Genomic DNA, 13,993 nt, shown 5'->3' on the forward strand with positions numbered 1-13,993 from the left:
GGATAAAGTATATAAAGTAGGATATGCGAAATTTATATCCAAGTGATATAAGTCGAGAAAAGTTTGAGATTATTGTAGCAGATCTGGAGTCTTGCAGGAAGAGAACAAAGCCGAGAACACTTGATTTATATGATGTATTTTGTGGAGTATTATACGTCCTAAAAAGTGGATGCCAGTGGAGAATGTTACCAAAAGAGTTTCCAAAATGGCGGAATTGTTACGACTATTTTAAGAAGTGGAGTGAAAAAGCAGATGCAAATAAAGAAAGTGTTCTGGAGCTGGTATTAAAAAAAAATAGTTGGCGTAGTTCGACAAAACAATGGTCGGAAAGAAAAAACCAGCTTCTGCATAATTGATGCACAAAGCGTAAAAAATGCAGATACTGCTGAAGAAAAAGGCTATGATGCTGGTAAAAAGATTTCAGGAATAAAACGCCATATTGCAGTTGATACTCAAGGTCTACCACACGCAATTTATATCACAACAGCAGAAATAACTGACCGTAGCAGTGCTGTAAAAATGATCAAAAATGCAAGAGAAAACCTCTCTGAAGTCCAAAATATACTAGTTGATGCGGGTTATACGGGAGAAAAATTTGCAACTCAAATAAAAGATATTATTGGAGCAACTGTTGAAGTGATAAAGCGCAGCGAATTACACATCTTTGCTGTATTGCCGAAAAGATGGGTTGTTGAGAGATCTTTTGCTTGGTTGGAAAAATGTAGGCGATTGTGGAAAAATTGCGAGCGGAAACTCAATACTAGCCTGCAAATGGTTGTTCTAGCCTTTACTGCTTTACTCCTCAAAAGATTATGAACAGGCTCTTAGAAATATCTAATATAATAGCAAAAAATTATAGAAGGTTATCAATAAAGTGTCACCCAGATAAACCAGGAGGTAGCGATGAAAAAATACAGGCCCTCAACAGAAATAAAGCAGCACTTTTGCAATATATTAAACCACTAAGTGGAAAGAATCAGGGATTAATCATTCCTGAGGAATGGAAAAGGTGTTTACAGTCAATTCAGCAAGGTCAGAATGATAAGCGTACAAAGTATCATTTTGTTTTTAGTTTGGTAAGATTCCTACTGTCCGTCTCGTCATTAGTGTCGTATATTTACTTGGGGTGTAAGCTATATAAGGCTGCTAATTTTACTGATACACCTGGCATTTTGTTTAGTGCGAGCCTAATAACATTTGTTACAACTTTTTTCTTATCTATTTATTTGATATCACCTTTAATGAAAGAAATTGTAGATTTGCAAAATTCTCAACGGGAACAAGGTGAAAATTTAGATCAAGAAGAGAGATGGGAAGAAATATTAAAAAGTAAAAGATTTAAATATTTCATTTTTACTTCCCAATGTTCGAGTTATCTCCCTCCTATTTTATTAATAGCAGGTTTGGTGTTACAGTATCAATCTAGTTGCGTAGACAGTAAAATACTCATTGGATTTGCTACAGTACTAGGTTGTAGTTTATTACTACACTTAGCAAGTGAAATCTACGAGAGAAAAGTTGTAAATCTTGTAAAAACTGAAGGAATAGGTGATGAACAAAATGTACCTATAGGAGCATCAACCGAAAAGCCAAGCAGCATTGTAAATCCTGATGGTGCTTTTAACGTCTCGGCTCATCAAGTAGGTTGATTATTCTCCATACTCAAATCTCTGGCTAAAAATAACGAGCCACAAATTAGTATGGTTTTGACGTTTTGAATAGAGGCTTTTAGTATGTGATTTGATATTGCATCACCGATTGATTCACATTCAATAGCATTTACTCCTATATTATTAGCTCCTTCTCTGATTAAATCTGTACTTGTTGCTTTAGGTTCAGATTTAACACAAACGGCGCATAGTAGTTTGATGTATGGCTTTAAGTGCTCTAAGAACTCTGCGACGTTTCTGTTACGAGTGACACCAAAGATCATATAAACACCTTCAGCAAAATTGTCTTTTACCCACCTAGCTAACACTCTGGCACCATCATTGTTGTGTGCACCATCTAGAAATAATTGCCAATCTTTTGGTAATAAAGAAATTAAATTACCTTCTTTTATAGACTCTAGCCGCGCAGGCCAATAAGTGCTCTGTAAACCTGAAGCAATGTCCTCTTCTCCAATATCAAATCCATATTTTCCACTCAAAATGCTACATGCTGCAATGGCGTTTCCTGCATTGATTATTTGGTGTTCACCCTTTAAAGATGGCAAAGAAAATTCTATTGATTGAATAGCCGATTGAAAGACCATTCTGTTATTCTGTTTTTCGCAATTCCATTCAAGTCCTCCTCTATACAGAGGAGATTTCTTATTTATTGCATGATGCTCTAGCGTGTTCATTATAGATTTTTCTTGTGGTGCTATTACGCAAGGAACATTAGGTTTCATTATTCCAGCCTTTTCACCTGCTATGGTTTCTACGGTAGGACCAAGATATTCTGTATGGTCAAGGGAAATTGAAGTGATGATCGTTAGAATTGGATTATCTATAACATTTGTTGCATCAAGCCTTCCACCCAGACCCACTTCAACTAAAGTAATATCAGCTTTATGACGAGAAAAAGCTAAGAAGGCTGCAGTCGTTGCGGCTTCAAATAGAGTGATGGGTTGTTCTGCGACTGCTATACGGCATTCTTCTAGTGAGTTATGTAATTCACTATCATCGATATCATTGCCTGCAATAACTATTCTTTCATTAAAATTCACTAAATGTGGAGAAGTGTAGGTATGAACTTTATACCCTGCTGCTTGCATTATATATCTTAGAAATGATAGTGTCGATCCTTTGCCATTAGTGCCAGCTATGTGAATTATTGGCGGTATTTTTTTCTCAGGATTGCCTAATCTATTGAGAGAGCTTTTTATGCGATCAAGAGAAAAATCCTTTGGTCTACTGCCAAGCGGCTTAGGCCAATGAGGCATGTATATCATAGATTATTGTTACATTTTAATTCATCTATTACACTTGCCATGCCGTGCGTGTCGATTTTTTCACTAAATTGAGAACGTTGATTAATAGCAATACTTATCCCACTCATTACAACATCGTTTATTAAGAAAGAATTGTCATTTTTAGTCACTTTAAAGTCAATGTTTGTAAATTCCTCATCACCATAAGAAAATCTTGTTCCTATCAGACAAGTTTCATCGTCAACTGCTTTTGTACTCATTATGATCATTTCACTATTATTTATGTATTTATACAAAATTTTAGCGCACAAGCGCGCGAGATATACTTCATATTCTTTTAGAAACTCTTCTTTTTCTTTCTGAGTAGATAAATTCCAATATTTCCCTATGACAAATCGAGATATTCCTTTGAGGTCAACATTATTCTGAATAATTTTCAGAAGTTCTTCTTGTACATGTTCTAGATTTTTTCTATTCCCTTTCATAGACGTGTTGTCTACTTGCTGCTTCATGGCAAGCACAAAAGTTTTGTGCCCTATACAATTCGCGTAAGCACTTGAGGAGATTACAATAAAAATGGTTAAGAACTTAATAAGATTCATAAGATATATTTATTAGCTATGATACTTAAAATGCAAAATTTAACAAAGGCAAAATAATGATCGCTAGTTTTAATATATCTATAGACATACTCTATATAAATAATCTATAATTAATTTAGGGGTCTGTGCTATGCGTTATGAGTTAAGTTAAATTTCCCGAGCGATAATTTCTGATCAAGGGAATTGCCTCTGTTAATTTCATTGAAATTAGTACGTGATGCCCACCTTAACTTTAGGTCTCAGGAATCTACTAAGACTGACGGTAGATATGGATCCCTTTTCCATTATTTAGGTTTATGTTACACCAATATAAAGAACAAGGTGTTTTTTTCTGTTCATCTCATGAGATATTTCAAGTTGTAATTGACGTTGAGAAGTATCCTGATTTTGTTCCTTGGTGCAAAGCTGTTTATATAAAAGAAAAAACTGATAGCCAAATGATTGTGGACCTCCTTGCAGCTTTTCATGGCATTAAAGGAAGTTACACATCAGAAGTGACCTTTCTTTCTCCAAATGGAGCAAATAAAAGTTGGATAAAAGCTGTGTCGTCAAATGGAATATTTAAACATTTATACAACGAATGGAAATTCACTCCTATAGATGAAAGTAAAACTATGGTAGAGTTCTATATAAAGTTTGAATTTAAATCCAATTTGTTTTCCACCTTATTAAACTCAGTTTATAAATACACACAAAGTAAAATAATTGCTGCATTTAAAGACAGAGTAGAAAGTGTTGCCGAGAAAAAGTTATCTTGACATTATTTATATAAATGCATAAATTCTTTAATAAGTTAAGTGTTTCCATTGTAATGATTTTTAGATTATTGTTCTTACTTATTTTTATAAGTGTTAGTTCTTATGCAGCTATTGAACAAAACTTACCCAACACTCAAAAAACTGATGAAATAACATCAAAAGAACTACTGTCACTACTGCCTGATGATAAATTATTAGGTGATCCAAAAGCACCAATTTTAATGATAGAATATGCTTCGCTCACTTGTTATCACTGTTCTCTTTTTCATAAGAAAGTTTTTCCTAAAATCAAAGAGAAGTACATAGATACAGGTAAGATGTTATACATATTCCGTCATTTTCCTCTAGATTACAGAGGATTAAAAGCTGCAATGCTAAGTTATTGCTATGAAAAAGAAGAAGACTATTTTAATTTTAACAAAGCTGTGTTTAATGCAATAGACTCGTGGAACTACTCTAATTTTAGTGATTTAACTATACTACAAAAAATTGCTGCACTAAGCAATTTGAAGCAAGATGTATTTAACCAATGCATTAATGATAAAAAGATGATGGACAAAATTATAAATGATAAATCACTTGCAATTAATAAACTTGATATCACAGCTACTCCAGTATTTATCGTCAAGCTTAACAATAATAAATCATATGTAGAGAATAATAAAATTAAACATGAAGGATATAGAGAGCTGGAATATTTCACTAATGTAATAGATGAGTTATATGGAAAAGCTATAGTGAAGTAATAACACTTTAGCTTACCATATAAAAACCCTATGCTGAATCAGTATTTTTTGATACTGTTTGTTGCTTTTTACGCTCAAACTCTCTTTTTTTACTGTGCCAAGCATAATAATACATAGCAATTTTATTCTCTATTAATACTATCGTTCCATCATAAAATTGGACCATATCCATAACTTTTTTCTGAGCTTCGTTAAAGCGTTCTTTGTACTTCTCGCGATAAGCTGGATTGTGCAGTAATTTCACTCCTTCATTATTATTAGATTTCTTGCTTAACGTTTCAACTTCGTTAGCAATGTTATAAGACATATAACCCCCTCTAATTGATTATAAAAATTACATTTTAAGAGAGATGTAAATAAACGATCCCTTAATTCTAGTATAACAATTGGTTATTATACTAGTTAACCATAGTAAAATATATAATAATCTTTGTCACTTAAAATTTTACTTTATAAAATAACAACTTAAAATAAAAAAATTTTATTATTCTTAACTCTATTGTTATATTTATAAATCTTATATAGATTAAACCTCCTTAGTTTATATTATAAAACTTAATGCGTCATAACTTTAGCAGAAAATCGTTGTACATAAGAAGCTTATTTGCAAAAGAGTATAAAAAAATAGAAGAACATTGTACTCTTGATAAGAAACAACGTATTCAAATCACTCCTGAAGAAGGAAAATTATTAAATTTATTTATCAAAATCCATAAAGTTAAAAGCATAGTTGAAATTGGCACGTTATATGGTTATTCGTCAATTTGTATGGTAAAAGCTTTACCGAAAGATGGTCATATATATACAATAGAAAATAATCCTCAACACTCAAGAATAGCAAAAAAAAATTTTAGTGCTTTTAATCTAAGTGATAAAATTACTCTAATAGAAGGTGATGCACTGGAAAAAATTAATGAATTATCAGCAAAGGCACCATTTGACATGATATTCATCGATGCTGACAAAAGTAGTTATCCTAAGTATTTAGATTGGGCAGAGTCATACATTAAACAAGATGGGCTAATCGTTGCAGATAACACTCTATTATTTGATACAGTATTTTTAGAATCTCCTCCAAAAGAAGTATCAGAAAAGTCATGGCATGCTATGAGAGAGTTTAACGATAGATTGTCAGATGAAAAAAAATATTTCTCCATATTGATTCCTACTGACGAAGGAATGACTGTAGCTTTAAAACTCACGCAAGTTAAAAATCAAGGTCAGCGTAATGTCTAGGGGGAGTTAAGCCAAAAACTCTCTCTAATAATATTTCGCGAAAACAAGGCCTTGATTTAACAATGGAGTACCATTCTTTTAAAATCTTACTTTTTTCCCATGGGAAACTATTTACGTAGTCTATTATAGAAATATGTGATGCTAAAGTAATATCGGCTAAAGTGAACTTATCGGTTGCAAGCCAAACGTTCTTGTTAATTAAGTGTTCGATGTATTCCATATGGCAAGGCAGGTTATTCTGAGCTGCATGAAGAAATCTAGAGTCAGGGCTGCGGTTAGTAATTACTTTTTCATTCATAATATACTTAGTAACTTCATTGTAAAATTTGCTATCGAACCAATTGATTAAAGCGCGTATTTTAGACTTAATAATAGTGGATGAACCAAGTAATTTGACGTCGCTATTGTAAGTCTCTTCTATATATTCACAAATGGCATTACTATCCGCTATTACAAAGTTATTATCTATTAATACTGGTACTTGTCCGATTGGATTGATCTCCATGAATTCATTCCGCTTTTCCCATGGATTTTCATATACCAAATCACAACTCAGCTTTTTTTCCTTGAGAAGAGCTCTAACTTTTCGTGAAAACGGACAAAGAGGAAAATGATATAAAATCATAATATTCCTCTTTTGTTATTCCAATACCTATATGTTGTCATTCCAGTACGTGACATTGGAATCCAGCTTATTTCATTATGTTTAACATATACTCCTAGAATCCATTGTCCATTGTATAATTTCCAAATATTTTTATACTTGAATCCCAGTACAACTGTACGAACATTGTAGTCTGAGAGCAATACCCACCGGAAGGGTGTCATTTCAGTGCGTGACACTGGGATGGCTTTGTTGCATCGCTCAAGTGAAAAGAACTGGCAGTTACTGACAAAATTCATTATAAATAGCCATTTAACTGTTGAAGAAAAAATATGCCACAAAAAATGAGAGTCAGTAACTGCCATGAATATAACAAATTTCTCCAAGAAAGAGGAAGCATTTTTTGTTATATCAATGACGCCATAGAAAATTGGTACGAGAATTGTCCAAAAATGCAGGGCGGCAACTATATTTATAGTGATAAAGTTGTGATTTTAGTGCATATAATCGTCAGTTTCTTTAGAATTGGTTTAAGACAAACAGTCGGGTTTATAAAAGGGTATTTGCAACAAATAGGAAGAGATTTGCAGCTATTCACAAGCATCAAAAAAAACTTAATATTAAGATAAATGATTGCAGAAAATAATATAGAAGATATCGAAATTGCTATAGACAGTACAGGAATTAGTATATACAACGACACACAGCAAGGAAAATAGCACTGACAGAGTGGCTATGAGCAAACGAGAAAATTGCACGTAATGTTGAATATAAACAACAAAAAAGCCATAGCTGTAAAATACAGTAACGGTGTCTACTCTGATCACTTGTGATTTGCTAAAAGAAGTTGATTTTCAGCATGCCATAAAAGCACTATATGCAGATAGAGCATGTGATAGGCACAAGTTTTATAAGTTGTGTAACGAATATGATATAAAGACAAAAATTCCACCAATAAACAATGCGGCAGAACATCCAGAAATAGATTATATGTCTGACAGGAATGCTGCTATTAGGTTAATAAAATTATACGGTGAAGATGGCATGAAAGAATGGAAAAAGAAGTAAATTATGGGAAAAGATCTTATATTGAAGGGTTTTTCTCAAGATTAAAGCAAATATTCGGATTTAGTTTTAGGAATAAATCTGAGATAAATCGAGAAAAAGAACTAAATGCTATTTGCTTAATAAATTCACTGATATTGGTGTGGATAAATTTGAGATAGTTACATGAATTTACCATAAATCACCATCTCATAAAGTGTGATGCAACAAAGCCATCCCAGACTGGGATGACAGGAAAAAAAGGCATTCTGATGACACTATTAGTGATGATTGTTTTTATACAGAGTTTTTTCCTTTTAACTCTTACCAAAAGAAATTGCCTGAAGGTAATAAATTTTTGGTGCCAATGAGGAAAGAGGTGGTTTCTAATCTAAAGTTTTTACTAGCCAATGAAATAGCGCGATTTGCAACAGATCTTATTAAAGAGCAAAAAAAAAGAAGACAAAAAATCGGAACTAGGTTTTGAGGAGCTACCAAATGATATAGAGAAGGAGATAGAAAAGTATGTAGATTATAATATAATTGATGAAGTCTTTGATAAGGGATCTTATCTATATGGTGCGGAGTGTGTTGATAGAAATTTGCAACGTTCTTTTGTAGATTTGCTCTCATCGAGGATAACAGGTTATGAAAATGGTCCTAAAAAAACTAAGGATTTTTTAGAAGAGAAAGGAAATTATGTATATCTAAAGAAAAGCATTTTTGATAATCCTAAGCTTGTTAAAGACATAGTAAAGCATATAGTATCTCTGACATGCCGTTGTTTTGATACTCCAAATACCGAGGATGATAATCCAAATACCGAGGATGAAATGAATAAAACTCTGAAGTTCGCAATTGTTGATTTAATTTGTAAGGCACTACCGCACCTACCAATTGATTCTATGTGGCATACTTCCCATAAAGAAAGTGAAGATGAGTATTCAATTTTGGCTCCTGTTATTGATTATGATAATTACATAGAGTTTTTAAATGAAAAAGAAGTTGATCATATTAATAATAAGGTGTTTGGTGGTACAAAAGTATTGCGTGATGTAAAAGATGATATTGCAGAAAGAGGTCTGCCAACATATGGTGACGGACGAATATATGCAATAGACTTTTTTAACCGAGACATTGCTTACTGCGTGATGGATAAGATCATAGAGAGCTCTGTAATCAATGAGGATTATAAACTGTCCATTGATCCTGCGCGTGTGCCAGCTATGAAACCACAAACTCTTGCCCCTTCTGAAGAAAAAGTAGGGACGGATGGACCAAGTGCAGATACAAGTGCAGATAGTGGTTTTGGTGATTCACCTAAGAATTCAGTTATAGGTAAATCACATAATGGAAACTCGAGCAAATTCCTTAGGCCCGACTACTATGGTGAAGGTAAAGGTGGGGATGATGCTTCGGCTAAAGATAGTGGCTTTGGCCCTTCTTCAGCACGATCTTCTTTTAATAAGCCCAAAACAACATTTAACCAACCTTCTATATCACAGCCTGACCAATGTTCTGCAAAAAAGCAGACATCAACTAGTAAAAAATCAATTTGCTGTATTTTATAGCTAAAGAAAATTAGACTATTTGAGGACGAATTGTGAATGAAAGTTTATTTGCCAAGGTATAGCTGCCTTGGCCTACAAATCTTGGTTTCTTTATCGTTTACCATTTCATACCACTGGGCAACCCAACCAGTGGTTCTTGCAAGTGCAAAAATGGGTGTAAACATACTTGAAGGGATACCGATAGCATTCATTATTATACCTGAGTAAAAATCAACATTTGGATACAACTTACGTGTAATAAAATACTCATCCTTTAAAGCTATTTCTTCAAGTTTTTTTGCAATTTCAAGTAATTTATTGTTTTGCTCTAGTTTGCTTAAAATCTCATGACAAGCATCCTTTAATATAAGCGCGCGCGGATCATAGTTTTTATAAACACGATGTCCAAATCCCATTAGCTTAAATGGATCTTTATCATCTTTAGCTTTCTCAATGAATCTATCTACATCTCCACTTTGCTCTATCTCTTTTAGCATATTTATAACTGCCTCATTAGCTCCACCGTGTGCTGGACCCCAAAGTGTAGCAACTCCTGCAGACAGGCTTGCAAATAGATTAGAACCAGCTGACCCTACCAATCTGACAGCTGCTGTAGAAGCATTCTGTTCATGATCAGCATGAAGAGTAAATATTTTATCCAGAGCTTTTACAAAAAGGGTATTATTAACAGCACTGCCAAATATCATATTTAAGAAATTCTCACTATAACTTAATTTATTATTAGCATTTATGAATTCCTGATTGTTGATATGTCTATAAATCATTGCAACAATTGCAGGAACTTTTGCTATTGCAGAAATTCCAAAATCTAAATCTTCACCATTGACATTGTTGCCATGCATTTCATGGTAAGACGCTGACAAATTTGCAAAACATGCAACTAAAATCGACATAGGGTGAGCAGTTTTTGGAAATGCTTTGATTACATTTGTAACTTGCTCTGATACTTTGGATGATTCTTGTATTTTGAGAAGAAATTTTTTGTGTTGCTCTGAACTGGGTAATTCACCATAGAGCAATAAATAAATCACAGCAGTAAAATTATTATTCTCTGCCAAATCAGCTATATTATGTCCCCTATATTTAAGAACTCCTTCATCTCCATCAATGAATGTAATTGTAGAAGAGCATGAAGCTGTAGAAACAAACCCTGGATCGTAAGTGAATAATCCTGTCTTCTTATATAAATCCTTGATATTTAACACGCCAGGACCTACTGTTCCATTTAATACGGGTAGATCAATTTTTGACCCATTACTTAGTTCCAATAATGCTTTTTTATCCATCACTTAAGCTACTTAATTTTATACAGAATATACAAACTGAAGAGTATATATTAATACAGCTAACTTTACATTAACCGTATTAAGCGGTCATCAATGCTTTTACTTTTGCATTTAAGCGACTTATTTTACGCGCAGCGGTATTCCTATGAATGACACCTTTATTTACACATTTGTGTAAATTGGATTCAGCATTCCGAAATGCCAAGACAACATTCTCTTTATCACCAGACTTGATTATATCAACTAATCTTCTAATAGCAGTACGAGTTTTGCTTTTTCGCATCTTATTTACTAAAGTACGCTTTGCTATTACCTTCATCATTTTTTTAGCACTCTTATGATTTGCCATATATTAATACCTGTACTTTTCTTTTAATTATAAAGTTTTTTTGTTAATTTGCAATATCAGTTTTTTCTGCAATTAATCTACTACTTCTTTCTTCAATGATTTTTTCTAAACTTTGCAAGAATTCATTTTTGTTTAACCCAGGATATATGGGAGGTAATATTTCTATTACCGCCTTTCCGGGATTCTTTCTCAGAGAAAGTATGCTTTTTGGCCAAAACAAACCAGTGTTTAAAGCAATCGGTAACACAGGAACAGATAATACGCTATATAAAGCAGCAATACCCGATTGATATTTTATATTTTGGTTTATAGTTGTTCTTGTACCTTCAGGAAATATTATTATGCCTCTATTTTCTTTTATACACACTTTTGCTAATTTCATGATATGACGCACAGAACTAATACCATCTGAGCGGTTAATAAAAATCATTTTTAATGCCATGAGATGCAAACCAATGAATGGAATCCATTTCAATTCACGTTTTAAAATAAAAACTGCTTTTCTAAAGAGTAGTATAAAAATAAATGTTTCAAATGGAGATTGGTGTTTAGATGCAATTATAAAAGGTTGCTTAGGAATGTTTTCCATTCCCCTCACTTCATATTTAATGCCACATAATAAACGCAACATGAATAATACAACTCTCACCGAGCAAACAAGGAAAATGGTTATTACACACTCAGGAAAGAAAATTACAGGGAGAGTAATTAAAGTATAGAATACTTCCCATAATATAAGGAGTAAATTAAATAATAAACTTGCAATCACAAACACACGTAAACTTATTTGAATTTAACTTTACTACAAAACTAAAAGCAATAAGTTTAATTATTGATCATCTGAGTAATAGGATGAGAATCAGCTAATTTGTCCTTTAACTTTTCGTTAGCAATATGAGTATATATTTGTGTTGTAGAAAGATTAGTATGGCCAAGAATTTTTTGTATCAGCACAATATTTGCTCCGCTATTCAGTAGATGGGTAGCAAGAGAATGCCTAATCACATGTGGAGAGATTTTATTTTCATCAATATCGCACTTTCTTGCTAATTCCTTTATTAATTGACCAACTCTTTGCCTTGTAATTGGTTTATTAGGTTTATCACCTGGGAATAGCCAATCAGATTTTTTGTTGTTAGGGAGCAGATTGTCACGAATTGATAAATAATCTTTAAGGCTTTGCAATGCTTGTTGATTAAAAAAGATTTGCCTTTCTCTGCCACTTTTTCCCTTTATTATTATGTAGCCTTCCTTACCATTACTGTTTACTAAATGTGATACTTCACATAACTTCATATTGATTAGTTCAGAAACACGCATCCCGGAAGAGTAAAGAATATCTAAAATTGCACATAGCCTTTTACTGCTTATCTCTTTATTCGATCCGCTTGCTGATTTTTTTACTGTTTCCATGAGCAAAAATATTTCTTGAACACTTAAATACTTAGGCAAAGGACGGGAAACCTTTGGATTTCTTAATTCATTATCATTAGCCGGTGCTGGATTAAAATCTATTATTCCATCATTAAATAGGCACTTATAGAAATTTTTGATAGCAGATATTTTTCTTGATATAGAGCTAGTTTTATATTTCTTTTGTGTACGTAAAAAGTTTACATAATCTTTAATATTAGCTTTACTTGCACCAACTAAGGTAGTGCCTCCTTCTAATAAAAATTTTTCAAGTTGGTGTAAATCTGAACGATAACTTTCCAAAGTATTTTGTGTAGAGGATTTTTCGGAAACCAAAGTATCTATGTAATACGTTATGTAAAGATCCTCTTTTTTATTTTGTGGTTGTTTATTTTTCATTATCAGCTCCTATATTTATTTCTTTGACTATAATTTGATTAAAAGTATTTTTTGTATTTTTTATAAGAAAATATGAGATAAATAAAACATTTATCAATAAAGTAAGTACTACAAACCTTTGTTTTAACCTTTTTTTTAAATTTGATCTTATTTTTACCATATTTCAATTATAACATCAAATCTATAAAAAACATCCTGTAAAGTAAGTTTTACTATCATATAAAATATCCCTTAGCTATGTCTGTTTATGCTTATTACATCATAGCGTTTATTATAATTTTAACATAAAGAGATAGTGATTTCAACTTCATTATTGTATGGGTATTAATAAATCTTTAATATATATAACAAATGTCTTGAGCAGAAGGAATCACTTGGGACTTTTTTTTAATAAAGTGTTAATAAAAGGAATGGTTACATTTGATCCTATGGATTCACTATCTATTTTTTCTATAATTTTATTAATGCTGTGGAAAGAACGTTCTATTCTTGCTAGAATATAATTAATCACTTTTAAATCAATTTTTAACTGTTTATCTGAAAATCGTTTTATTAGCATAATTCTTAATAATTCCTCGCTTGCAGGCAAAATTTTTACGCTGGTAGTTGACAATATTCGGGAGCTTAAATCTCTTAGTTTGAAGTTAAGCTTTTTTGGTGAAATTGAAGAAGTGATTAGCAGTCTCTTATCATTTTCTTTCATATAATTATAACAATGTAACAACATTTCCTCATCTTTAATGTTTTGTACATCCTCTAAAATAAACGCATCGCTATACCTAATTTCGCTTACAAAATTATTCACATTGATAAAAATTGCATTATTTATTGATTGCCAAATATGAGCAAGGTGAGTTTTTCCAGAGCTGTTAGGTCCAAAAAGAATCAGGCATTTCCAAGATAAATCGTTAACTATTGAGTTATATACGTGCTTATTTTCGTCTAAGGTGATATAGTTTTGCCAGCAATAATCAACTTGATTATTGCTAAATAAATTTAATTGCACGTAAAGCCTCTTACATTACTACTTTTTGATAATAATTTTTGCATAAAAATTTACTTGCATCTCTC

General features: G+C 32.3%; 15 protein-coding genes, 1 other RNA gene and 1 pseudogene. 8 read left to right on the forward strand and 9 right to left on the reverse strand.

All coding sequences use genetic code 11. The features are described 5' to 3' along the window. Window positions 1-23: 23 nt before the first annotated feature. A protein-coding gene (locus ONG75_RS07375; protein WP_264375461.1) for an IS5 family transposase occupies window positions 24-816 on the forward strand; the annotation gives its coding sequence in 2 pieces (ribosomal slippage) (window positions 24-287 and window positions 289-816; 792 coding nt in all). Continuing rightward, the gene (locus ONG75_RS07380; RefSeq protein ID WP_264376146.1) at window positions 813-1,649 is read left to right on the forward strand and encodes a J domain-containing protein; all 837 of its coding nucleotides are present in this window, start codon (window positions 813-815) and stop codon (window positions 1,647-1,649) included. Before ONG75_RS07375 ends, ONG75_RS07380 begins: the two co-directional genes overlap by 4 nt. Here ONG75_RS07380 and ONG75_RS07385 read toward each other — a convergent pair. Together ONG75_RS07385 and ONG75_RS07390 are read right to left on the reverse strand one after the other, a co-directional pair. Further along, complete coding sequence (locus ONG75_RS07385; protein WP_264376147.1) at window positions 1,637-2,935, reverse strand: bifunctional folylpolyglutamate synthase/dihydrofolate synthase; 1,299 nt, start codon at window positions 2,933-2,935, stop codon at window positions 1,637-1,639. The two genes, ONG75_RS07380 and ONG75_RS07385, sit on opposite strands and share 13 nt — an antisense overlap. Beyond that, window positions 2,932-3,516, reverse strand: a complete 585-nt coding sequence (locus ONG75_RS07390; protein WP_179945643.1) for an MlaC/ttg2D family ABC transporter substrate-binding protein — start codon at window positions 3,514-3,516, stop codon at window positions 2,932-2,934. The genes ONG75_RS07385 and ONG75_RS07390 overlap by 4 nt, the downstream gene beginning before the upstream one ends. Before the next feature lie 117 nt (window positions 3,517-3,633). Between ONG75_RS07390 and ssrS the strand changes: the two genes are divergently transcribed. The 3 genes from ssrS (at window position 3,634) to ONG75_RS07405 (ending at window position 5,020) form a co-directional block, all read left to right on the forward strand. Continuing rightward, window positions 3,634-3,795: non-coding RNA, 6S RNA (gene ssrS / locus ONG75_RS07395), on the forward strand. A gap of 17 nt (window positions 3,796-3,812) precedes the next feature. Next, window positions 3,813-4,274 (forward strand): type II toxin-antitoxin system RatA family toxin, encoded by a 462-nt coding sequence (locus ONG75_RS07400; protein WP_254229976.1) that lies wholly within the window; start codon window positions 3,813-3,815, stop codon window positions 4,272-4,274. Between the two features lie 14 nt (window positions 4,275-4,288). Then, complete coding sequence (locus ONG75_RS07405; RefSeq protein WP_264376148.1) at window positions 4,289-5,020, forward strand: DsbA family protein; 732 nt, start codon at window positions 4,289-4,291, stop codon at window positions 5,018-5,020. Between the two features lie 28 nt (window positions 5,021-5,048). Here ONG75_RS07405 and ONG75_RS07410 read toward each other — a convergent pair whose 3' ends face one another. Next, window positions 5,049-5,327: a DUF2671 domain-containing protein gene (locus ONG75_RS07410; protein ID WP_010403908.1), complete on the reverse strand. Its 279-nt coding sequence runs from the start codon at window positions 5,325-5,327 to the stop codon at window positions 5,049-5,051. Between the two features lie 251 nt (window positions 5,328-5,578). On the opposite strand from ONG75_RS07410, the gene ONG75_RS07415 reads away from it, so the two are divergent. Beyond that, entirely contained in the window at window positions 5,579-6,256 is a 678-nt protein-coding gene (locus tag ONG75_RS07415; RefSeq protein ID WP_006013497.1) for an O-methyltransferase, read from the forward strand. On the opposite strand, the gene ONG75_RS07420 is transcribed toward ONG75_RS07415, so the two are convergent. Further along, on the reverse strand, window positions 6,228-6,881 hold the full coding sequence (locus ONG75_RS07420) for a glutathione S-transferase family protein (protein ID WP_010403901.1): 654 nt from the start codon (window positions 6,879-6,881) through the stop codon (window positions 6,228-6,230). The two genes, ONG75_RS07415 and ONG75_RS07420, sit on opposite strands and share 29 nt — an antisense overlap. 311 nt (window positions 6,882-7,192) lie before the next feature. Between ONG75_RS07420 and ONG75_RS07930 the strand changes: the two are divergent. Together ONG75_RS07930 and ONG75_RS07435 are read left to right on the forward strand one after the other, a co-directional pair. Further along, window positions 7,193-8,094: pseudogene (locus ONG75_RS07930) on the forward strand (IS5 family transposase). A 235-nt stretch (window positions 8,095-8,329) separates the two neighbouring features. Beyond that, window positions 8,330-9,475 (forward strand): hypothetical protein, encoded by a 1,146-nt coding sequence (locus ONG75_RS07435; protein ID WP_264376149.1) that lies wholly within the window; start codon window positions 8,330-8,332, stop codon window positions 9,473-9,475. A gap of 44 nt (window positions 9,476-9,519) precedes the next feature. Here ONG75_RS07435 and ONG75_RS07440 read toward each other — a convergent pair whose 3' ends face one another. From ONG75_RS07440 to ONG75_RS07460, 5 genes are all read right to left on the reverse strand, one after another. Continuing rightward, entirely contained in the window at window positions 9,520-10,761 is a 1,242-nt protein-coding gene (locus tag ONG75_RS07440; protein WP_064086000.1) for a citrate synthase, read from the reverse strand. Window positions 10,762-10,840: 79 nt separating this feature from the next. Continuing rightward, complete coding sequence (gene rpsT / locus ONG75_RS07445) at window positions 10,841-11,110, reverse strand: 30S ribosomal protein S20 (protein ID WP_007302369.1); 270 nt, start codon at window positions 11,108-11,110, stop codon at window positions 10,841-10,843. Window positions 11,111-11,153: 43 nt separating this feature from the next. Next, on the reverse strand, window positions 11,154-11,879 hold the full coding sequence (locus tag ONG75_RS07450) for a lysophospholipid acyltransferase family protein (RefSeq protein ID WP_029237643.1): 726 nt from the start codon (window positions 11,877-11,879) through the stop codon (window positions 11,154-11,156). A gap of 56 nt (window positions 11,880-11,935) precedes the next feature. After that, window positions 11,936-12,922 carry a site-specific tyrosine recombinase gene (locus ONG75_RS07455; RefSeq protein WP_010404031.1) on the reverse strand — a complete coding sequence of 329 codons (987 nt, stop codon included), beginning with the start codon at window positions 12,920-12,922 and terminating at the stop codon, window positions 11,936-11,938. Between the two features lie 370 nt (window positions 12,923-13,292). After that, a complete protein-coding gene (locus tag ONG75_RS07460) occupies window positions 13,293-13,928 on the reverse strand; it encodes a DnaA ATPase domain-containing protein (RefSeq protein ID WP_015588224.1) in 636 nt (211 codons plus the stop codon). Window positions 13,929-13,993 lie beyond the last annotated feature (65 nt).

The sequence above is a fragment of the Wolbachia endosymbiont (group B) of Sphaerophoria taeniata genome, assembly GCF_947179355.1.
In the GTDB taxonomy this organism is placed as follows: domain Bacteria; phylum Pseudomonadota; class Alphaproteobacteria; order Rickettsiales; family Anaplasmataceae; genus Wolbachia.